At 72.6% G+C, this 21,423-nt stretch carries 17 protein-coding genes; 12 read left to right on the top strand and 5 right to left on the bottom strand.

Annotated features, from left to right (window positions below; translation table 11 throughout):
* The first annotated feature begins 244 nt into the window (after positions 1-244).
* The 4 genes from ACGFZL_RS27590 to ACGFZL_RS27575 all read left to right on the top strand — a co-directional run bounded on the left by ACGFZL_RS27590 (position 245) and on the right by ACGFZL_RS27575 (position 4,766).
* A complete protein-coding gene (locus ACGFZL_RS27590; protein ID WP_393695697.1) occupies positions 245-2,803 on the top strand; it encodes an ATP-binding protein in 2,559 nt (852 codons plus the stop codon).
* Positions 2,800-3,483: a response regulator gene (locus ACGFZL_RS27585; protein WP_393695695.1), complete on the top strand. Its 684-nt coding sequence runs from the start codon at positions 2,800-2,802 to the stop codon at positions 3,481-3,483. Before ACGFZL_RS27590 ends, ACGFZL_RS27585 begins: the two co-directional genes overlap by 4 nt.
* Before the next feature lie 98 nt (positions 3,484-3,581).
* Positions 3,582-3,980, top strand: coding sequence for an OB-fold nucleic acid binding domain-containing protein (locus ACGFZL_RS27580; RefSeq protein ID WP_355171367.1), 399 nt, complete (start codon positions 3,582-3,584; stop codon positions 3,978-3,980).
* Between the two features lie 3 nt (positions 3,981-3,983).
* Entirely contained in the window at positions 3,984-4,766 is a 783-nt protein-coding gene (locus tag ACGFZL_RS27575) for a DUF3159 domain-containing protein (RefSeq protein ID WP_393695693.1), read from the top strand.
* A 134-nt stretch (positions 4,767-4,900) separates the two neighbouring features.
* Here the strand turns inward: ACGFZL_RS27575 and ACGFZL_RS27570 are convergent, their stop codons facing one another.
* Together ACGFZL_RS27570 and ACGFZL_RS27565 are read right to left on the bottom strand one after the other, a co-directional pair.
* Positions 4,901-5,578 carry a TrkA family potassium uptake protein gene (locus ACGFZL_RS27570; protein WP_355171363.1) on the bottom strand — a complete coding sequence of 226 codons (678 nt, stop codon included), beginning with the start codon at positions 5,576-5,578 and terminating at the stop codon, positions 4,901-4,903.
* Positions 5,578-6,249, bottom strand: a complete 672-nt coding sequence (locus ACGFZL_RS27565; protein ID WP_355171361.1) for a TrkA family potassium uptake protein — start codon at positions 6,247-6,249, stop codon at positions 5,578-5,580. Before ACGFZL_RS27565 ends, ACGFZL_RS27570 begins: the two co-directional genes overlap by 1 nt.
* 506 nt (positions 6,250-6,755) lie before the next feature.
* Between ACGFZL_RS27565 and ACGFZL_RS27560 the strand changes: the two genes are divergently transcribed.
* Both ACGFZL_RS27560 and ACGFZL_RS27555 read left to right on the top strand, forming a co-directional pair.
* The gene (locus ACGFZL_RS27560) at positions 6,756-8,819 is read left to right on the top strand and encodes an APC family permease (RefSeq protein ID WP_393695690.1); all 2,064 of its coding nucleotides are present in this window, start codon (positions 6,756-6,758) and stop codon (positions 8,817-8,819) included.
* A gap of 54 nt (positions 8,820-8,873) precedes the next feature.
* Entirely contained in the window at positions 8,874-10,229 is a 1,356-nt protein-coding gene (locus ACGFZL_RS27555; RefSeq protein ID WP_393695688.1) for a class I SAM-dependent RNA methyltransferase, read from the top strand.
* 89 nt (positions 10,230-10,318) lie between these two features.
* On the opposite strand, the gene ACGFZL_RS27550 is transcribed toward ACGFZL_RS27555, so the two are convergent.
* Entirely contained in the window at positions 10,319-10,942 is a 624-nt protein-coding gene (locus ACGFZL_RS27550; protein WP_393695686.1) for a TetR/AcrR family transcriptional regulator, read from the bottom strand.
* A gap of 127 nt (positions 10,943-11,069) precedes the next feature.
* Here ACGFZL_RS27550 and ACGFZL_RS27545 point away from each other — a divergent pair, with 127 nt between their 5' ends.
* The 3 genes from ACGFZL_RS27545 to ACGFZL_RS27535 all read left to right on the top strand — a co-directional run bounded on the left by ACGFZL_RS27545 (position 11,070) and on the right by ACGFZL_RS27535 (position 15,236).
* Positions 11,070-12,260: a CaiB/BaiF CoA transferase family protein gene (locus tag ACGFZL_RS27545; protein ID WP_393695684.1), complete on the top strand. Its 1,191-nt coding sequence runs from the start codon at positions 11,070-11,072 to the stop codon at positions 12,258-12,260.
* A gap of 100 nt (positions 12,261-12,360) precedes the next feature.
* The gene (locus ACGFZL_RS27540) at positions 12,361-13,812 is read left to right on the top strand and encodes an MFS transporter (RefSeq protein ID WP_393695682.1); all 1,452 of its coding nucleotides are present in this window, start codon (positions 12,361-12,363) and stop codon (positions 13,810-13,812) included.
* Positions 13,809-15,236 carry an amidase gene (locus ACGFZL_RS27535; protein WP_393695680.1) on the top strand — a complete coding sequence of 476 codons (1,428 nt, stop codon included), beginning with the start codon at positions 13,809-13,811 and terminating at the stop codon, positions 15,234-15,236. The genes ACGFZL_RS27540 and ACGFZL_RS27535 overlap by 4 nt, the downstream gene beginning before the upstream one ends.
* Here ACGFZL_RS27535 and ACGFZL_RS27530 read toward each other — a convergent pair.
* On the bottom strand, positions 15,223-16,452 hold the full coding sequence (locus tag ACGFZL_RS27530) for an Lrp/AsnC family transcriptional regulator (RefSeq protein ID WP_393695678.1): 1,230 nt from the start codon (positions 16,450-16,452) through the stop codon (positions 15,223-15,225). The two genes, ACGFZL_RS27535 and ACGFZL_RS27530, sit on opposite strands and share 14 nt — an antisense overlap.
* Positions 16,453-16,757: 305 nt before the next feature.
* Here ACGFZL_RS27530 and ACGFZL_RS27525 point away from each other — a divergent pair, with 305 nt between their 5' ends.
* Complete coding sequence (locus ACGFZL_RS27525; protein WP_393695676.1) at positions 16,758-17,507, top strand: SDR family oxidoreductase; 750 nt, start codon at positions 16,758-16,760, stop codon at positions 17,505-17,507.
* A 107-nt stretch (positions 17,508-17,614) separates the two neighbouring features.
* On the top strand, positions 17,615-18,490 hold the full coding sequence (locus tag ACGFZL_RS27520; protein WP_393695674.1) for a LysR substrate-binding domain-containing protein: 876 nt from the start codon (positions 17,615-17,617) through the stop codon (positions 18,488-18,490).
* 84 nt (positions 18,491-18,574) lie between these two features.
* Here ACGFZL_RS27520 and ACGFZL_RS27515 read toward each other — a convergent pair whose 3' ends face one another.
* On the bottom strand, positions 18,575-20,323 hold the full coding sequence (locus tag ACGFZL_RS27515) for a carbohydrate binding domain-containing protein (protein ID WP_393695672.1): 1,749 nt from the start codon (positions 20,321-20,323) through the stop codon (positions 18,575-18,577).
* Positions 20,324-21,163: 840 nt separating this feature from the next.
* Here ACGFZL_RS27515 and ACGFZL_RS27510 point away from each other — a divergent pair.
* On the top strand, positions 21,164-21,412 hold the full coding sequence (locus tag ACGFZL_RS27510) for a hypothetical protein (RefSeq protein WP_355171339.1): 249 nt from the start codon (positions 21,164-21,166) through the stop codon (positions 21,410-21,412).
* Positions 21,413-21,423 lie beyond the last annotated feature (11 nt).

Here is a 21,423-nt window from a genome sequence, read left to right as displayed (position 1 = left end):
CACGCGCCGGCCGTACGGCGAGGGCCGCGTCCCCCTGGGGGCGCGGCCCTCTTCGCGTCTCCCCTGTGTGCCGCCGGGCCGTTTTGGCCACGGCGGCCGGGGTGAGCAGGGCAGCCGGGTCGACCGGCGGCGTCAGGGTTCCGTCAAGACGCCGCGCCCCCGGCACCCCGTACCGATATGTCGCCTTTGCTGGCCGTAGGGTCGACGCTGCGCACTCCCGCGCGGACCGGAAGACGATGGGGCCATGGCACGCGGCAAGCTCAGGATCTACCTCGGCGCGGCACCGGGCGTCGGCAAGACCTACGCCATGCTGTCCGAGGCGCACCGGCGGGCCGAGCGCGGCACGGACTGCGTGGTGGCGTTCGTGGAGACGCACGGCCGGGCCCGCACCGAGGTGATGCTGCGCGGTCTGGAGCAGGTACCGCGCCGGGAGGTCGTCCACCGCGGCGCCGTCTTCACCGAGCTGGACCTCGACGCCGTACTGGCCCGGCGGCCCGAGGTCGCCCTGGTCGACGAGCTGCCCCACACCAACGTCCCCGGCGTCCGGCATACCAAGCGCTGGCAGGACGTGGAGGCGCTGCTCGACGCCGGGATCGACGTGGTCTCGACCGCCAACATCCAGCACCTGGAGTCCCTCGGCGACGTCGTGGAGTCGATCACCGGCGTGCGGCAGCGGGAGACCGTGCCGGACGAGGTGGTGCGGCGCGCCGACCAGATCGAGCTGGTCGACATGTCGCCCGAGGCGCTGCGCCGCCGCATGGCGCACGGCAACATCTACCAGCCGGACAAGGTCGACGCCGCCCTCTCCCACTACTTCCGCCCCGGCAACCTCACCGCCCTGCGCGAGCTGGCCCTGCTGTGGGTGGCCGACCGCGCCGACGAGTACCTCCAGCGCTACCGCAGCGAGCACCGCGTCCGGCGCATCTGGGGCTCCCGCGAGCGCATCGTCGTCGGCCTGACCGGCGGCCCCGAGGGCCGGACCCTGATCCGGCGGGCCGCCCGGCTGGCCGAGAAGGGCGCCGGCGGCGAGGTGCTCGCCGTCTACATCGCCCGCGGCGACGGGCTGACCGCCGCCTCGCCCAAGGAGCTGGCGGTCCAGCGCACCCTGGTGGAGGACCTCGGCGGCACCTTCCACCACGTCCTCGGCGACGACGTGCCGGCCGCCCTGCTCGACTTCGCGCGCGGCGCCAACGCCACCCAGATCGTGCTCGGCTCCTCGCGCCGCAAGTCCTGGCAGTACGTCCTCGGCCCGGGCGTCGGCGCCACCGTGGCCCGCGAGTCGGGACCCGACCTCGACGTCCACATCGTCACCCACGGGGAGGTCGCCAAGGGCCGCGGCCTGCCGGCCGCCCGGGGCGCGCGGCTCGGCCGCTCCCGGGTCGCCTGGGGCTGGTTCGCGGGCCTCGGCGGCCCCCTGCTGCTGACGCCGCTGCTCAGCTCCGTCCACCTCGGGCTCGCCAACGACGTCCTGCTCTACCTCGCCCTGACCGTTGCCGCGGCCCTGCTCGGCGGCCTCTACCCGGCACTCGCCTCCGCGGCGGCCGGCTCCCTGCTGCTCAACTGGTACTTCACCCCGCCGGTCAACCGCTTCACCATCGCCGACCCCCGCAACATCATCGCCCTCGCGATCTTCGTGGGCGTCGCGGTCTCGGTCGCCTCGGTGGTCGGCCTCGCGGCCCGCCGCACCCACCAGGCGGCCCGGCTGCGCGCCGAGTCGGAGATCCTCTCCTTCCTGGCCGGCGGCGTCCTGCGCGGCGAGACCAGCCTGGAGGCGCTCCTCGAACGCGTCCGGCAGACCTTCGGCATGGACTCCGCCGCGCTCCTGGAGCGCGCCGGGGACACCGACCCCTGGACGTGCGCCGGGCGGGCCGGCAGCGGACCTCCGGTGGGCCGCCCCGAGGAGGCGGACGTCGACGTGCCGGTCGGCGACCACATGGCCCTGGCGCTGACCGGCCGGGTGCTGCCCGCCGAGGACCGCCGGGTGCTGGCCGCCTTCGCCGCGCAGGCCGCCGTCGTCCTGGACCGGCGCCGGCTGCGCGAGGAGGCCGACCGGGCCCGGGCCCTGGCCGAGGGCAACCGCATCCGCACGGCCCTGCTCGCCGCCGTCAGCCACGACCTGCGCACCCCGCTGGCCGGCATCAAGGCCGCCGTCACCAGCCTGCGCGCCGACGACGTGGCCTGGTCGGACGAGGACCAGGACGCCCTCCTGGAGGGCATCGAGGAGGGCGCCGACCGCCTCGACCACCTGGTGGGCAACCTGCTCGACATGTCCCGCCTGCAGACCGGCACCGTCACTCCGTTGATCCGCGAGATCGATGTCGACGAGGTCGTACCGATGGCCCTGGTCGGGGTGCCGGAGGCCAGCGTCGAGCTGGACATCCCCGAGACGCTGCCCATGGTCGCCGTGGACGCCGGGCTGCTGGAGCGGTCGATGGCCAACCTGGTGGAGAACGCCGTCAAGTACAGCCCGCCGGACCGCGCCGTCCTGGTCGCCGCGAGCGCCCTGGGGGACCGGGTCGAGGTGCGGGTGGCGGACCGGGGTCCCGGCGTGCCGGACGCGGCCAAGGACCGGATCTTCGCGCCCTTCCAGCGCTACGGCGACGCCCCGCGCGGCTCGGGCGTCGGGCTCGGCCTGGCCGTGGCGCGCGGCTTCGCCGAGGCGATGGGCGGCACCCTGGACGCCGAGGACACCCCCGGCGGGGGCCTCACCATGGTGCTCACGCTCCGCGCGGCGGACCCGGGCACCCCTACGGCGGCCCAGGGCGTCGCCATCGGTACGACAGAAGAGAGGCAGGCCCGATGACCCGGGTACTCGTGGTCGACGACGACCCCCAGCTCGCGCGGGCCCTCGTGATCAACCTGAAGGCACGGCACTACGAGGTCGACGCCGCCCACGACGGCGCGGGCGCCCTCCGCCTCGCCGCCGCCCGCCACCCGGACGTGGTCGTCCTCGACCTGGGCCTGCCCGACATGGACGGCGTCGAGGTGATCCGCGGCCTGCGCGGCTGGACCCGGGTGCCCATCCTGGTGCTCTCCGCGCGGCACTCCTCCGACGAGAAGGTCGAGGCGCTGGACGCCGGCGCCGACGACTACGTCACCAAGCCGTTCGGCATGGACGAGTTGCTGGCCCGCCTCAGGGCCGCCGTCCGCCGGGCCGAGCCGGTGCCGGGCGGTGAGCGGGACGTGCTGGTGGAGACGGACGGGTTCACCGTCGACCTGGCCGCCAAGAAGGTCGACCGGGGCGGCCGGGACGTCCGGCTCACGCCCACCGAGTGGCACCTCCTGGAGGTGCTGGTGCGCAGCCCCGGGCGACTGGTCGGCCAGAAGCAGCTGCTCCAGGAGGTGTGGGGTCCTTCGTACGGGACGGAGACGAACTACCTGCGGGTCTACATGGCGCAGCTGCGCCGCAAGCTGGAGGCGGACCCGGCGCACCCGCGGCACTTCATCACCGAGCCGGGGATGGGGTACCGCTTCGAGAAGTGAACCGGGTCGGGGAAGTGAGCCGGCCGCCGCGAAGGGGCCCGGTGAAGCGCTGTCCACAGGCGTGCATGACCCCCGGCGTGTCCCGGTACGCTTCAGATATGAGTGCTGTTCCTCGCCACGACAAGCCGGCGGGCCGCTTCCGCCGCCTGATCGACCGGCTCTCCTCGCCCCAGGAGGCCCTGGAGTCCGAGGAGCTGCGCAAGGACGCCGAGACCGCCGGCTGCACCAGGATCGGGGACTGCCGGGACCGGCAGATCGTCACCGTGACTGGTACCTTGCGCACGGTCACCCTGCGACCGCGCGCCGGAGTCCCGGCCCTGGAGGCCGAGCTGTTCGACGGCTCCGCCGCGCTGGAGGTGGTGTGGCTGGGCAGACGCTCCATCACGGGCATAGAACCGGGGCGCAAGCTCATCGCATCGGGCCGGATCTCCCTGAGCCGGGGCCGCCGGGTGCTCTTCAACCCGAAGTACGAACTGAGACCCCTCGGACGGGAGTAGCCGGTGACGTCGCTCGACAAGCCGACCCAGGAGACGGAAGCGGACGACAGCCGGGCGGTGACGGAGGCCGCGCTGTTCGAGGCGTTCGGCGGCGTGCGGGGCATGGTCGAGACGGTGCTTCCCGGGCTCCTCTTCGTCACCATCTACACGATCAACAGCGACCTGCACATGTCGGCGATCGCGGCCGTCGCGGTGTCGGTGGTGCTGCTCGTCGTCCGCCTGGCGAAGAAGGACACCGTCAAGCACGCCTTCAGCGGTGTCTTCGGCGTCGTCTTCGGCGTGGTCTTCGCGATGATGTCCGGCAACGCCAAGAACTTCTACCTGCCGGGCATGCTCTACACCCTCGGCCTGGCGGTCGCCTACATCGTCACGACGCTGGCCGGTGTGCCGCTGATGGGCCTGATCCTCGGCCCGGTCTTCAAGGAGAACCTCTCCTGGCGCACCCGCAACCCGGGCCGCAAGAGGGCCTACGCCAAGGCCAGCTGGGCGTGGGGCCTGATCCTGCTGGCCAAGTGCGCGGTCCTCTTCCCGCTGTACTGGTGGGCGGACACCGAGCAGCTCGGCTGGGTCCTGGTCATCCTCAAGATCCCGCCCTTCCTGCTCGCCGTCTGGCTGACCTGGGTCTTCCTGGCGAAGGCCCCGGCCCCGATCGACGTGTTCGCCGAGATAGAGGCCGCCGAGAAGGCGGAGGCGGAACGCGAGACGGCGGGCGCCGAGGGCGGCACGGCGGCCGTCGAGCCGGGCGGCGGCGCCACCGACCTGGGCGGACGGCACCGCAAGCCCTGACGGGCGGCCCGGCGAATCGGCGCCGGGGTGTCAGAGCGGCCTGGCGACTTCGCGCCGAGCCCTGACGCGGGCGTGACGGCGGCGGGGGCGCCCGGATCGCTCCGGACGCCCCCGCCCCGTACCCGTACCGGACGTCAGTCCGCCGCGCCCGCGCGCCTGGCGGACAGCAGGTCCTCCAGCTGCTCCTCGCGCGCCTGGGCCGCCACGAACAGCAACTCGTCGCCCGCCTCCAGGGAGTCCTCCCGGGACGGGGTCAGCACCCGGGTGCCGCGGATGATGGTGACCAGCGAGGTGTCCTCCGGCCACTCCACGTCGCCTACCTGCGTGCCGGCCAGCGCGGACTCCTCCGGCAGGGTCAGCTCCACCAGGTTGGCGTCCCCGTGGCTGAAGCGCAGCAGCCGGACCAGGTCGCCGACGCTCACCGCCTCCTCGACCAGGGCCGACATCAGGCGCGGGGTGGACACGGCGACGTCCACGCCCCAGGACTCGTTGAAGAGCCACTCGTTCTTCGGGTTGTTCACCCGGGCGACGACCCGCGGGACGCCGTACTCCGTCTTGGCCAGCAGGGAGACGACCAGGTTGACCTTGTCGTCGCCCGTCGCGGCGATGACCACGTTGCAGCGCTGGAGCGCCGCCTCGTCCAGGGACGTGATCTCGCAGGCGTCGGCGAGCAGCCACTCCGCCATCGGGACGCGCTCGACCGAGATGGCGGTCGGCGCCTTGTCGACGAGCAGGACCTCGTGCCCGTTCTCCAGCAGCTCACCGGCGATCGACCGGCCGACCGCGCCGGCTCCGGCAATGGCGACCCTCATCAGTGACCGCCCTCCTCATCGGGACCCTTGGCGAACGACGCCTCGACCTTGTCGACCTCGTCGGTGCGCATCATCACGTGCACCAGGTCGCCTTCCTGGAGGACCGTCTGCGAGGTGGGCAGGATCGCCTCCCCGAGCCGGGTGAGGAAGGCCACCCGCACGCCGGTCTCCTCCTGGAGCTTGCTGATCCGCTGGCCGACCCAGGACGGCGCGGTGTGCACCTCGGCGAGCTGCACGCCGCCGGTGGGGTCGCGCCACAGCGGCTCGGCGCCCGAGGGCAGCAGCCGGCGCAGCATCTGGTCGGCCGTCCAGCGGACGGTGGCCACGGTGGGGATGCCCAGGCGCTGGTAGACCTCGGCGCGGCGCGGGTCGTAGATGCGGGCGGCGACGTTCTCCACGCCGAACATCTCGCGGGCCACCCGGGCGGCGATGATGTTGGAGTTGTCGCCGCTGGAGACGGCCGCGAAGGCGCCGGCCTCCTCGATGCCCGCCTCGCGCAGGGTGTCCTGGTCGAAGCCGACGCCGGTGACCCGGCGACCGCCGAAGGAGGAGCCCAGGCGCCGGAAGGCGGTCGGGTCCTGGTCGACCACGGCGACCGTGTGACCCTGCTGCTCCAGGTTCTGGGCGAGCGCGGAGCCCACGCGCCCGCAGCCCATGATGACAATATGCATCGCGTCACACCGTGCCTTCTGCGGGCCGGCCGCCCCTGGCGGGCCCGTCGGCCCTGGTGAATGTCGTCGTCCTCATGTCTCTCTTTCGGCTCGCCGGGCGACACGTCGCGGCCAGTGCGCGGGCCGCACGGGACATCATGCCGGTGCCCGCCGGGGGCGGAGCCGCTCGGGGGCGGGGAAGCGCTCGTTCCGCCGGCCTCACCCGCCCGTCGAGGACCCCCGTCGGCCGATGCTGCGAATGCTGGCGCGGGTCAGGATTCCGAGGCCGACGAGCGTGACGCCGCCGCCGATCAGCTCTGCGGTCAGGTGCATGGAACCTCCAGGGGGCCGCAACGGCGTTCTGCCGGGCGGCTGTCGGGCGGTGTTTGTCATATAGACATGGCAGCCCGGCGGGCCACGGAATCCGCAGCGGCACCGCCCGGCTGAATCACCCGGACGGCAGAGGGCCGGCGGATCGGGGGTGGCGGGTGGGCGCGCGCCCGTTCGAACGCCTACGATCCTCTGTTGTGTCCAAACTGACCGACGTCCCCAAGCGGATCCTGATCGGGCGCGCGCTGCGCAGCGACCGGCTGGGCGAGACGCTCCTGTCCAAGCGCATCGCCCTCCCCGTCTTCGCCTCCGACCCGCTCTCCTCCGTGGCGTACGCCCCCGGCGAGGTCCTGCTGGTCCTGTCCGTCGCGGGCGTGTCGGCGTACCACTTCAGCCCGTGGATCGCCGTCGCGGTCGTCGTGCTGATGTTCACCGTCGTGGCGTCGTACCGGCAGAACGTGCACGCCTACCCCAGCGGAGGCGGCGACTACGAGGTGGCGACCACCAACCTCGGGCCCAAGGCGGGCCTGACGGTGGCGAGCGCCCTGCTGGTGGACTACGTCCTCACCGTGGCCGTCTCGATCTCCTCCGGCATCGAGAACCTCGGCTCCGCGATCCCCTTCGTGGTCGAGCACAAGGTGGCCTGCGCGATCGGCGTGATCGTGCTGCTGACCCTGATGAACCTGCGCGGGGTCAAGGAGTCCGGCTCCCTGTTCGCGATCCCGACGTACGTCTTCGTCGCGGGCGTCTTCATCATGATCGTGTGGGGCGCGTTCCGCGGCCTGGTGCTCGGTGACAGCATGCGGGCCCCCACCGCGGACTACGCGCTCAAGCCCGAGCACCAGGGCCTGGCCGGCTTCGCCCTCGTCTTCCTCCTGCTGCGGGCCTTCTCCTCCGGCTGCGCCGCGCTCACCGGCGTCGAGGCGATCTCCAACGGCGTCCCCGCCTTCCGCAAGCCCAAGTCGAAGAACGCCGCCACCACGCTGGCGATGATGGGCCTGCTGGCCGTCACCATGTTCTGCGGCATCATCGCGCTGGCCGCCGCCACCGACGTACGGATGGCCGAGAACCCGGCGACCGACCTGCTGAAGAACGGCGTCCCGCTCGGCGGCGGCTACGTGCAGCACCCGGTGATCTCCCAGGTCGCCGAGGCCGTCTTCGGCCAGGGCAGCTTCCTGTTCATCGTGCTGGCCGCCGCCACCGCGCTGGTCCTCTTCCTGGCCGCGAACACCGCGTACAACGGCTTCCCGCTGCTCGGCTCGATCCTCGCCCAGGACCGCTACCTGCCGCGCCAGCTGCACACCCGCGGCGACCGCCTGGCCTTCTCCAACGGCATCGTGCTCCTGGCCGGCGCGGCCATGCTCCTGGTCCTGATCTACGGCGCCGACTCCACGCGCCTGATCCAGCTCTACATCGTCGGCGTCTTCGTCTCCTTCACGCTCAGCCAGATCGGCATGGTCCGGCACTGGAACCGCCACCTGGCCGCCGAGCGCGACCAGGCCAAGCGCCGCCACATGGTCCGCTCCCGGGCGATCAACGCCTTCGGTGCCTTCTTCACCGGCCTGGTCCTGGTCGTGGTCCTGGCCACCAAGTTCACCCACGGCGCCTGGGTCGCCCTGCTCGGCATGTGCATCTTCTTCGCCACGATGACGGCGATCCGCAAGCACTACGACCGGGTCAGCGCGGAGATCGCCGCCCCCGAGGACCCCGACGAGACCCCGGCCGACGCCGACCTGCGCCCCTCCCGCGTGCACTCCGTCGTCCTGATCTCCCGCCTGCACCGCCCCGCCCTGCGCGCCCTCGGCTACGCCAAGCTGCTGCGCTCGGACTCCCTGGAGGCGCTCAGCGTCAACGTCGACCCGACGGAGACGAAGGCGCTGCGCGAGGAGTGGGAGCGCCGGGGCATCGCCGTACCGCTGAAGATCCTGGACTCGCCGTACCGCGAGGTCACCCGGCCGGTCATCGAGTACGTCAAGAGCCTGCGCAAGGAGTCGCCGCGCGACGCGGTGTCGGTGATCATCCCGGAGTACGTGGTCGGCCACTGGTACGAGCACCTGCTGCACAACCAGAGCGCCCTGCGCCTCAAGGGCCGCCTCCTGTTCACCCCGGGCGTCATGGTCACCTCGGTGCCCTACCAGCTGCAGTCCTCCGAGGCCGCCAAGCGGCGGGCCCGCAGGCAGCAGAACTGGAGCGCGCCGGGCGCGGTGCGGCGGGGGCCGGCGCACCACGACCGTACGAAGGAGTCATCGCCGTCCGCGTAGACTGGACGGCTGTCGTCCAAGCGCCCGCCCCACCCTCCCTGGAGTCACCCCGCCATGCAGCACGCACAACCCGACAAGCCGCAGGCGGGCTCGCTCGCGAAGTCCCTGGTGGGCACGGAGTACGAGGTCGAGGTCGGCCCGGTCGCGCACGGCGGCCACTGCGTCGCCCGCACCGCCGAGGGCCAGGTCCTCTTCGTCCGGCACACCCTGCCCGGTGAGCGGGTCGTCGCCCGGGTCACCGAGGGCGAGGAGGGCGCGCGCTTCCTGCGCGCCGACGCGGTGGAGATCCTGGACGCCGCCAAGGACCGCGTCGAGGCGCCCTGCCCCTTCGCCGGGCCCGGCCGTTGCGGCGGCTGCGACTGGCAGCACGCCAAGCCGGGCGCGCAGCGCCGCCTCAAGGGCGAGGTCGTCACCGAGCAGCTGGCCCGCCTGGCCGGGCTCACCCCGCAGGAGGCCGGCTGGGACGGCACGGTGCTGCCGGCCGAGGGCGACAAGCTGCCCGCCGGGCAGGTCCCCGCGTGGCGCACGCGCGTGCAGTACGCCGTCGACGCGGAGGGCCACGCGGGCCTGCGCCGGCACCGCTCGCACGAGGTCGAGCGGATCGACCACTGCATGATCGCCGCGGAGGGCGTCAGCGAGCTGGGCGTCGAGGCGCGCGACTGGACCGGCATGGACACGGTCGAGGCGATCGCGGCGACGGGCTCGCAGGACCGCCAGGTCATCCTGACCCCCCGGCCCGGAGGCCGCCTCCCCCTGGTCGACCTCGACCGCCCGGTCTCCGTCCTCCGCGTCGACGAGAAGTCCGGCGGCGTCCACCGCGTCCACGGCCGCCCCTTCGTCCGCGAACGCGCCGACGACCGCACCTACCGGGTCGGGGCCGGCGGCTTCTGGCAGGTCCACCCCAAGGCCGCCGACACCCTGGTCCGCGCCGTCATGCAGGGCCTGCTGCCCCGCAAGGGCGACACGGCCCTCGACCTGTACTGCGGCGTCGGCCTCTTCGCCGGCGCGCTGGCCGACCGGGTCGGCGAGACGGGCGCGGTCCTCGGCATCGAGTCCGGCAAGCGCGCGGTGGAGGACGCCCGCCACAACCTGGCCTCCTTCGACCGGGTCCGCGTGGAGCAGGGCAAGGTCGACTCCGTCCTCCCGCGCACGGGCATCACCTCGGCCGACCTCGTCGTCCTCGACCCGCCGCGGGCGGGGGCGGGCCGGGCGACGGTCACCCACCTCACGTCCCTCGGCGCCCGCCGCATCGCGTACGTGGCGTGCGATCCGGCGGCGCTGGCCCGGGATCTGGGGTACTTCCGGGACGGGGGGTACCGGGTGCGGACGTTGCGGGTGTTCGACCTGTTTCCGATGACCTCGCACGTCGAGTGTGTCGCTGTTCTGGAGCCAGTGACGAAGGGCGCCTGACCTGCCTCAGTCGAGGTCGGCGCGTCGCCTGGGACGCGTCGGCCGAAGGGAGTCCTCCAGAGCGGCAGGTCGGGGATGTGCCGGGGGCCTCACGCTTGCGCGGTCGTCTCCCCGGTCGCGGCGTTCGTGAGCCCCGCGACCATCCGGGCGTACGCCTCCCCCGCCCGTACGTCGAGTTCCGCCAGCGGGATTCCCGTGTCCCGGGCGTACGCCTCGCGGAAGATCGCGTAGCCCATCTGTGCCGCTGCCGTCATCACGTGGGCGGCGACGGCGTCCGCGTCCGGCGGGAGCGCGCCGGTCTTCAGGTCCCTGTCCAGGCTCTTGCGCGTCTGCTCGAAGCGCGGGAGCGGACTGAAGTCGGTGTCGCCGTCCAGGGCCAACAGGGTTTCGAGGCGCACGACTTCGGGCTCCTCGACGCGGTAGTGGAACATGGCCTGGCGGCGTTCGGGGAACGGCCGCTCCCAGTGGCCGTCGCCCTCCGCGACCCGGCGCTCCACCAAGTCCGAGGCGGCGGCCCGCAGCAGGGCCTGCCGGGTGCCGAAGTACTGGTAGATCTGGCCGTGGTTGACGCCCGCCTCCGTTGCCACCTCGCGGAGACTGATCCCGGCGAGGACGCCGTCGCGGTCGAGCAGCCGACGCGCGGCGGCCAGCAGATCGGCCTCCGTCTCCTGGCGGCTGCGCCTGCTCCTGCGCGCCTTGCCCGGTTCGCCCATGCTCCGCTGCTCCTCGTCCTCGGCCGTGCTTCTTCTCGGTTCCGACCCTTGCCGTGCCGGAGGGACCAGCTTAGAGTCCCGCTAGTAACGTTTCGTTAATAACAGATCGTGAATTGAGTGTGTACCCATGACGGCACTCCCACTCGCGGGTATCCGGGTCCTCGACCTCTCCACCGTCCTGGCCGCCCCGGTCACCGCCACCTTCCTCGGTGACTTCGGCGCCGAGGTCGTCAAGGTGGAGGAGCCCGGCCGCGGCGACTTCACCCGCGGCGCGACCCCCGGAGCCCGCTCCGCCTACTGGGCCCAGGAGGCCCGCAACAAGAAGTCGGTCACCCTCGACCTGCGCACCGAACAGGGGCAGCGGATCGTACGCGACCTCGTCCCGAACTTCGACGTGGTCGTCACCAACTACCGCCCGCCGACGCTGCGTTCCTGGGGGATCGACCCGGACCGGCTCAGCGAGCTCGCCCCCGACACCGTCCTCGTCTACGTCACGGGCTACGGCCTCACCGGTCCCTACAGCGACCGCGGCTCCTTCGACCGGATCGCCAGCGCCTTCGCGGGACTCACCTACGTGACCGGGGACGACGACCGCGACCCGGTGCGCAGCGGGTACTCGACGATCGACTACATGGCCGCCTATCTCGGCGCGTTCGCCGTGGTCACCGCCCTCTACCACCGCGACACCGCGAACGGCGGCGGCCAGGTGGTCGACCTCGCCCTCTACGAGGCCGGGTTCCGCGCCTCCGAGGACGCGCTCGCCGCGTACGCGACAACCGGCCGGGTCCGCGAACGGGCGGGCAACCGCAACCCGCAGATCGTGCCCGCCAGCGACTTCACCACCGCCGACGGCCGCCGCGTCTCCGTGCACGCGGGCACCGACGCGCTGTTCCGCCGCCTCAGCCGGCTCATGGGACGGCCCGAGCTGGCCGACAGCGAGGAGTACGCGACCCGCGCGGCCCGCGCCCGGCACGCGGACGCCCTGTACGCGCTCATCGGCGAGTGGGCCGCCACGTACACCGCCGACGACCTCAGCAAGCTCCTCAACGAGTCGGACATCCCGTCCTCGCCGCTGATGAGCATCGCCGACATCGCCGTCGACCCGCACTACCGCGAACGCGGCACCCTGGTGCAGGTCCATGACACCGAGTTCGGCGACCTGCCCATGCCCGCACCGCTGCCGCGGCTGTCCAAGACGCCCGGCAGCGTCCGCTCCACCGGGCCGGCGCTCGGCGAGCACAACGCCGAGGTCTACTCCGGGCTCCTCGGCCTGAGCGAGGATCAGATCGCCGCCCTGGCGGCCGACGGGGTCATCTGACCCCCGGCTCCGCGCGCTCCCCTTCCGCGCTGTCACCGGCCGGTCCCGCAGATCCGGCCGTGCGCGGCATCCTGTCACCGCTTCCGGGAGGTCGTCACCCATGGCCGCACCACGCGATCCCTTCGCACTGGGGGACCGGCTCGACCGGCTCCCGCTCAGCTCGTTCCACCGCAGGCTCGTCCTCGCGCTCGCCGGGATGATCCTTTTCGAGTGGGTGGAGGTCAACGCCTTCGCGTTCGTCGCGCCCACTTTGCGCGAACAGTGGGGGATACCGCTGTCGACGGTGGCTCTGATCGCGGGCGTCAGCCAGCTCGGGGCGTTCGGCGGCGGCGTGCTGGGCGGATATCTGGCCGACCGGCTCGGCCGTCGGCGCACGATGCTCGTCAGCGTCGCCGTGTACTGCGCGGGCAGCGCCCTGTGCGTCGTCGTGCAGGCCCCCTGGCAGCTGATGGCGGCCCGCTTCGTCGCGCATCTGGGCGCCCAGTCCATGGCGGTCGTCGCGATCGTCACGCTCAGCGAGTTCGTTCCCGCGGCGGCCCGCGGGCGGTTGCAGACGTGGAAGGTCGCCGTCGGCGCGCTGGGCATCCCGTTCGCCGCGTGGACGGGCTACCTCGTCGTCCCGCACTGGACGTGGGGCTGGCGGCTCGTCCTCGGACTCGGCCTGTTCGGCGTGGTGTTCGCCTGCCTCGTGCACCGCTGGGTCCCGGAGAGCCCGCGCTGGCTGCTGAGCCAGGGCGAGGGGGAGCAGGCGGAGGAGATCGTGCGCTCCATCGAACGAAGCTGCGGCGTCCAGTCCCCGGCTCCGGACGCGGCGGTCGGAACCGGGGCCGAGTCTCACGGTGCGGCCTCCGCCGACGGGGCCGAGCGCCAGAACACCTCGTCCGCCTCCCGCGTCCGCTTCGCGGAGCTGCTGGCGCCGCCGAACCGCCGCCGGTTCGCCGTCGTCGCCACCATGTGGGTCGCCGGTCTTTTCGCCTACTCAGCCTTCAACACCTGGACCCCGACCTTCCTCTCGGAATCCGGCCTCGACCTCGACGACACGCTGCTGCTGTCCGCCTGCGTCGCCAGCGCCGCGCCCCTCGGGGCCGTCCTCGCCGTACCGCTCATCGACCGCTGGGACCGGCGCCGCACCCAACTCCTGCTCGGTTGCCTGACCGCGGTGACCCTGCTGCTGTTCGGCATGGTCCACTCGCCGGTCGCCGTCCTGGTGCTCGGTGCCCTGACCAGTCTGTTGTTCCAGATGTCGGTTCCCTTCCTCCAGGTGTACTCCGCCGAGGTCTTCCCCACCCGGGTGCGAGCCCTGGGGTCGGGCACCTCCAACGCCCTGTCGCGCATCGTCAACTTCGGCGCGCCGACCTTGGTCGCAGCGGTCTACAGCGGAATCGGCTATGCCGCGGTCTTCGCCATGCTGGCCCTCCTCGGCCTGGCCGGCGGCTGCGTCGCCGTCCTCTTCGGCCCCCGCACCACCGGTGTCAGCCTGGAGGCCGCAGCCGAGACCGCCCCCACCCCGAACGCCCCAGAGCAGACCCTCAAGGAAGACGCCCTGTCGTGACCGACCTGACCTACGCGAGCGCCACCGAACTCGTCGCGCTCGTCAAAGACGGCTCCCTGTCCCCGCGCGAGCTGACCGACCACACCTTGGAGCGCATCGCGGACGTCGACCCGGCGCTCAACTCCGTCGTGGCCCTCGACCCCGAACGCGCCCGCGCCGAGGCCGACGCGCTCACCGAACGACTCGCACGCGGGGCGGACCCGGGCCCGCTCGCCGGGCTGCCCGTCCTCGTCAAGGACCTGGAGGACGCCGCCGGATTCCCCACCTCCCGCGGCACCAGCGGCTTCCGCAACGCCCCGCCCGCCGCCCGCGACTCCGTACACGTCGCCCGGCTGCGCGCCGCCGGAGCCCTGATCATCGGCAAGACCAACACCCCACCCGTCGGCGCCGCCATCCACACGGCCAACGACGCGTTCGGCATCACCCGCAACCCCTGGAACCCCGAGCGTTCGCCCGGCGGATCCAGCGGCGGCGCGGCGGCGGCCGTCGCCGCCGGACTCGTGGCCCTCGCGACGGCGGGCGACGGCGGCGGCTCCACCCGCATCCCCGCCGCCCTGTGCGGCCTTCCCGGACTCAAGCCGAGCCGCGGCCGCATCCCCCAGGGCCCGTCCCGGATGCCGAACTGGCCCCAGAACACCTGCCTCTCCGGCATGGCCCGCACCGTCCGCGACACCGCCCTGCACCTGGACGTCGCGGCCGGCCACCATCCCTGCGACCCGTTCTCGCTCCCCGCGCCGACCGGCTCGTATGTGACCGCGCTCGACACACCGCTGCCCGCCCTGCGCGTCGGCGTCCTGACCACGCTGGGCGTGGCCAGGCCACGTCCGGAGATGCTCGACGCCCTGGAGCGGGTGGCGGCGCTGCTGCGCGGCGAGGGCCACACGGTGCGCGAGGACGGCGCCGTCCTCCCGGACGCCGAGACCTACCCGCGCCCGTTCCAGCTGCGGCAGAAGCTCCTCGCCTTTAACCGCTACCTCGGCCTCGCCGACGAACTCGCCGCCCGGCGCCACGACTTCGAGCCGTGGTTCGTGCGGCTCCTCGACGAGGGCAGCGGGCTCACGCCCGAGGAGGCCGCCGCGCACTGGGCGCACCGCTCCCGGCTCGACCAGTGGACGGCGGACCTCTTCGACCGCCACGACCTGCTGCTCCTGCCGACCGTGCCGACCACCGCCTGGCCCGCCGAAGGGCCCGACACCTTGAAAGCCGTACGGGAGGGCACGTTGCCGATCGCTTTCACCTCGGTCTTCAACGACACCGGGCACCCGGCCATGAGCGTTCCCGCGGGTCTCGCGCCCGACGGCCTGCCCTGCTCCGTCCAACTCGTCGCCCCGCACCACAGGGAGGACCGGCTGCTGGCGGCGGCCCGGCTCGTCGAGGAGGCGGAAGGGCCGTTGCGGCCGCCGTCGGCGGTCATCGGGGGATGAAGGAACGGGTACGTGCCGCTTCCGGCTCTTGATGCGCCGGAGGCGGCACGTACCCGTACGTACGCCCGTCGGTCCGCAGCATCCGACCCAGCCGCTTAGGCGTGTACAGGGCCACCGTGCGTTCGGTGACCGCGAGGCCGGGGAAACGGTCCGTCAAGGAGCGCTCGATCCGGTGGGCATCGTGCGGATGGCGCAGCCACAGCGTCGCGAGGAGGTTGTGGCCGCCGGTCGCGGCGGCGACCAGCCGTGTCTCCGGCAGCGCGGCGAGTGCGCCTGCCACGTCGTCGATCGACCCGCCGGCGGCGTTCAGCCGCAACCGGGCGTCGGTGGACGTCAGCCGGTCCAGGTGCCGGCGTACCGTCGGCGCGCCGACACCCAGATCGGCGGCCGGCCGGGCCAGGGATCGGCGGCCGTCCCTCGTCAGGATGGTGATCAACTCCTGGTCGAGCGCGTCCGCCGGCTCGGCCGCGGGCGGGGGCGGCGGTGCGGAGCGCAGACGGTGGATCTGGTCGCGGGGCAGGGAACGCAGCGTCCAGTGCGCCCCGTCCAGGTAGAGCCGGGTGAGCAGGCTGACGCCGACCGCGGTGGCCCCGGGCAGGGGGACGACGTCCTCGTCGATGCTCCGTGCCAGCGACGCGTGGTCCCGACCCGCGGCCAGCACGGTCAGCGGGCGCGGACCAGCCGTGCGTTCGATCGTCACGGCGCACGGCAGCGCGGCGAGCGCGGAGGTCACCCGCTCCAGGCTGCCCGGTGCGCAGTCCACGTCGAGGAAAGCGAGCGCGACGGTGGCCGCCGCCGGATAGCACGTCACCCAGGCCCAGCCCTCGTCCTCCAGTCGCTTCCAGCGGCGTCCCACGGTCGAGGGAGTGCTGCCCACCTCGCGGGCCACCGCGTCGAGAGGAAGCCGTGGCGAGGTCTGCAGGACGTTGACGATCGCCAGGTCGAGCTCACTGAGGCCCGGCTGTTCCGATTCTCGCGTCGTACGGGTCATGCGCGTTGCTTTCTGCCACCTCGGCGGCGGGCGCGGAGGTACGGCACGACCGGCGCCGGATCCGCGACGCCGTCCGCCGTGACCGTGGGTCACACGCCCTTCGGCCGGGGGGCCGGCCAGGACGATGCCGTTGCCGTCGGGGTCGTCGAGGGTGGCGAACCGGTCCCACGGTGCGTCCTGCGGTCCGTCGACAATGGCGTCGGCCTGCAGGCGGGCGCGGTGCATAGCTTTGCGTGCCCCGTGTGATCTCGTGGGTCCGGAACCGGACGTACGGCATTGGCGGTATGAGGCAGCCGTCCGCCGCTCGCGACGCTTCCGGGGGACAGCGGGCCCGGATGGCCGACGGAATCCCCGGCATCGCGGGCCACGCCGACTCCGGGCCGTGCCGGGCCCGCGACAACGTGCCGGGGTATCGAATCCGCTTGTGGAGTCACGCGAAACTTCTGTTACCCGATGCCCGGAATGTCTGCCTAGGCTCGTACTCGGAGTCGATCACATCGATCGCCGACGACACCGAGGGAGTGAAGAACATGGCCGCGCACACGTTGCGGGACAAGGTCGCCGTGATCGGGGGTGGCGAGAAGAACCTGGGCGGGCTGATCAGCAGGACGTTCTCGCAGGCCGGGGCGAAGATCGTGGTGCACTACCACACCTCCGAGGACGACGCCGAGCGGACGGTGAAGGAGATCCGGGAGGCGGGCGGACAGGCCGTCTCCGTGCAGGGGGACCTGACAAGGGTCTCCGATGTGCGGAGGCTCTTCGACGCGGCCGTCGACACCTACGGCGGTGTCGACATCGCGGTCAACACCACGGGGATGGTGCTGCGCAAGCCGATCCTGGAGACCACCGAGGAGGAGTACGACCGCATGTTCGGCATCAATGCCAAGGCGGCGTACTTCTTCATCCAGGAGGCCGGGCGGCGGCTGAACGACGACGGGAAGATCATCAGCGTGGGTACGTCGCTGCTGGCCGCCTTCACCGACGGCTACTCCACCTACGCCGGCGGCAAGGCGCCCCTGGAGCACTTCACCCGGGCGGCGGCCAAGGAGTTCGCGGATCGCGGGATCTCCGTGAACACCGTGGCTCCCGGGCCCATGGACACGCCCTTCTTCTACGGGCAGGAGACGCCCGAGCGGGTGGAGTTCCACAAGTCGCAGGCCATGGGCAACCAGCTCACGCACATCGAGGACATCGTCCCGATCATCCGCTTCCTGGCCACGGAAGGCCGGTGGTTCACGGGCCAGACGATGTTCCCCAACGGCGGCTACACCACCCGGTGACCCATCGGTGGATCCGGAAGTGAGGGTGACGGCCTGCGCCGAGGCCGTCACCCTCACACCGGCCGGCGGGATCGTCCATCATCCATCGTCGATTCGCGAGGCACCGAGTGCGGCTGGACCTGAACAAGCTCGAACACTTCATCGCCGTGGCCGAGGAGGGCAGCCTCACGCGCGCCGCAGCCCGGCTCCATCTGTCCCAGCAGGCGCTGTCCACCTCCATTCGCGCCCTCGAGCGCGAAGTCGGCGTACCGCTGCTGGAACGCGACCGGACCGGCGTCACAGTCCTCCCCGCCGGGCAGGCCCTGCTGGAGGACGCGCGGGTGATCATCGGCGTCTGCCGCTCCGCCCTGCACCGCGCCCGGCAGGTGGGCCGCGGCGAGACCCGGTCCCTCCGTATCGGGCACACCCCCGCTGTCACCGGGGACGAGCTGGTCACCTTGGTGGCCCCGGTGACCGACGAGCATCCGGACATCGTCCCGGAGATCCACCAGCGCTACCCCTCGGAGCTGACCGCCGCCCTGCTCGCGGGCGACCTCGACGTCGGCCTGTGCCGCGGTATGACACCGGCGCACGGGCTGGCCCGCACGACCCTCGGCCATCAGCGCCTCCACATCGCGGTCGCCTCCGACCACCCCCTCGCCGCTCGTGGCACCGTGACCCTGTCCGAACTCGCCGACCAGACCTTCGCGGTCTGGGGTGCCGCGGGCCGGTCCCCCTATACCGACCTCCTCATCGACCACTGCCGCCACGCCGGCTTCGAACCATCGGTCGAACGCACGGACCGCCAGGGCACACCTCCCCTCACGGCCGTCATCGGCACCCGCCACTGCGCGTTCGTCACCACGGCGCCGGGGACGGCCGTGGGCGCCAGGGTCCGAGTCCTCGCTCTCGAGCCGCCCGTCTTCGCCCCGTTGCACGCGATCTACCTGCCGCACACCACGAACCCGGCCCGGAGTGCTTTCCTGAGCCGGGCCGAGCCCTGAGCACGGCCCGGGCCACGCCGCGACGGCGCTCCGCGGACTCGGGCCGCCTGTTGGAGGACGGGGACGTCTCGCCGGGAGACCGCCTCAGGCGACGCTCAGGTCGTCGAAGTACGCCGCGGCCTGCCCGTACCAGCCGTGCACGTACACCGTCACGGTGCCCGACGCGCCGGTGGTGAACGGCACCGTCAGCTTCTGCCACGCCGCCGGCGAGGCCCAGGTGCTGGCGTTCGCACCGCCGCTGACGCCCAGGTAGGCGTACGGTCCCTGCGCCCAGCCGGTCAGTGTGTAGGCGGTGTTGGGCTTCAGGGTGAGGGTCTGGGCGCACTGGCCGGTTCCCGAGGCCGAGGGCGTCGCCTTCAGCGCGTGGCCGCCGCTGTGCGCGGGCGAGGTCACCGGGACCGCGCCGCTGTCACAGGCCCAGGGAGCGAGCGAGCCGGTCTCGAAGTCGCCGTTGACCAGGACCGAGCCGCCGCCCTGTCCCTTCACGTTCAGGGTGAACGTGGCGCTGTGCCGGGTCGAGCCGGCCGTCCCGGTGACGGTCAGCGGGTAGCTGCCGGGCGTGGTGGACGCGGCGGACTTCACGGTCAGCGTGGCGCTGCCGCCCGCGGTGACCGAGGTGGGGCTGACGGTGGCGGTCACTCCGGCGGGGGCGCCGCTGACCGTCAGGGCCACGCTCTGGGCGCTGCCCGAGGCGACCGAGGTCCTCACGGTCGCCGTCGCCGAGCCGCCCGGGTCGACGGAGGCGGTGGTGGGGGAGAGGGCCACGGCGAAGTCGTTGGCCGGCGGCGGCGTCGTCCCACCGGTGAAGGGCGCGAAGGTGTGGGTGAAGTACCAGGTGTCCTGGGCGATGCCGGAGCAGTAGTCGGAGGCGGCGCCACCGGGGCAGCCGCCGTTGTCGCGCTGGAGCGCCCAGAAGGACAGGGTGTTGATGCCCTTGGCGACCGCCCAGTCGTAGACCGCGGTCGCGTCGGCGGTGGTGAAGGTCTCCGCCGGGCCGTAGTCGTCGACGCCGGGCATCTCGGTGACGCCGATCATGTTCCACAGCTGGGTGTCCGACCGGTCCGGGTACAGCGTGGCGAGCTGGTCGTGCAGGCCGCTCGCGGCCGTCTGGGTGTCGGTGGCCATGTGGTGGGTGGCGCCGTCGTAGTAGTCGAAGGTCATCAGGTTGACGACGTCCACCCGGGCGCCCGCGTTCTTGGCGCTGCGCAGCACGGCGAGCCCGCTGCCCGCCAGGCCCGTGGTCGTGGTCGGCAGCGTGTAGGAGAACTGCACGGAACGCCCGTTCGCGGCGGCCCAGTCCTGGACCTTCTTGATCGCCTGGTTGCGGCGGTTGATCCCGGCGGTGTTCGTCAGCGAGTTGTCCTCGATGTCCATGTCGAGCCGGGGGACGTCGTACGTGGTGATGATCTTCTCGTAGGCGGCGGCGATGGCGTCGACGTCGGTGCAGCTGTCGGCGATCTCGGTGCCGCCGTTGTCGGCGGCGTACCCGCCGAGCGAGGGGATCACGTCGCCTCCGCGTGAGCGGATGGTGGTGAAGTCGGCGCCGAAGACGGAGGCGCTCACCGGGGTGCTGGTCTCGCCGTTCCAGTAGGGGGTGCAGGAGCCCTTCTTCTCGGTCTGGAGGAACGCCATGGTCAGGTACTTGGCGCCGGACGCCTGGGCGAGGGCGGCGGGGCTGTCGCCGTTGTACGCCTCGAAGTAGGGCGCGAAGACGTGCGCGGGAAGCGGGGTCGCCGCCTGCGCGCTGCCTCCGGTGCCCAGGGCGAGCCCCGCGGCGGCGGTCAGCGTGGCCAGGCCGGTGAGCAGGGCGCGTACGGGTCTCGGACGTGTCATCGGGTACTCCCGGATAGCGAACGACAGGTAGTGGGGGTGGAGCTGTCGTGCTGCGCGGCCCGGCCGGGGCGGTTGGTCCAGACCATAGTTGGTCTGGACCAAAGCGGAGTCAAGGTTCGAGGCGCCCCCTTTGCCCGCTCATGGAGGAGAGGGTCCGCCGGGCCTGCGGCCGCTCCACCTGATTGACATGCACAGGAGACGCCCTACCGGCAAGCAGGGATACGGCCGTCCGGTGGAGCGCCGCCGGTCCCGGCCCCCGACGCGGCGTTCGACGGCCCCGCAAACGGCCGGTCAAAGACCGTTCGACTTCCGAAGTTCTCCGGTCGCGTCTATTCGCCTCCTTCTCCACGAGAGCCGCGAGGGCCTCGGTCACCGATCCCCGACCGGCGGAGAAGCCGAGCCCTTCGTGGCGGTCACGATCGGCCGGATCGCCGTGTCGCACGACCGCTCGGTGGTCGGTGCCCTCGGGATGCTCGGTGAACGTGACCTCGGGAGGGCTCGGCCGTCGTCGCTCATGCTGGTCACGAACGCACCAGCGGGCCGGGTCGGTCCACGCCCGCCGGACGGCGTCCCGTGGTGCGCGGATCACGCGTACCACGACGAGGTCGAGGCGAGGGCCGATGGGTATCGCTGCTGCTCCTGAGGGAAAGCTGCTTCCTCTCGCAGGTACGGGCCGCTTACCGGCGTCTTGCCGCCCGGTTGCCTGGTGCGGGGCGAACGCCGGAGCCGACGATCGGGGACGAGCGGGGCGGTTTCAGGAGCTGCGCGCACGGGCGCGCGGCGCGCGCCGGGCCGGTGCGCCGCGGTGCCTCCCGCGCACGAGAACGAGGAGTCCAGGCGATGTTCGCAGTGGAGACGATGACGACCGACGGGATGCACGAGATCGTCCGCATCCGGCAGGCGTCGGCCGACGGGGCGGCCCCGGACGCCGACCCGCCCCCGCTCGGCACGGCGGAACGGGCGGAACTCCACACCACCGTCCGCGCGCACCTGGACCTGATGGGCCACCAGGCCGGGCCCGCTCTCACCGAGGTGCTGCTCTCCTCGTCCGGCACCAGAATTCTCCGCTGCCGCCTGCGGGGGCTCTGACCTGCGTACGC

It is taken from the genome of Streptomyces sp. NPDC048182 (genome assembly GCF_043202555.1).
Lineage (GTDB): Bacteria > Actinomycetota > Actinomycetes > Streptomycetales > Streptomycetaceae > Streptomyces.
Note: the sequence above shows the minus strand (reverse complement) of the source record. Positions and strands in the feature narration are given on the sequence as shown.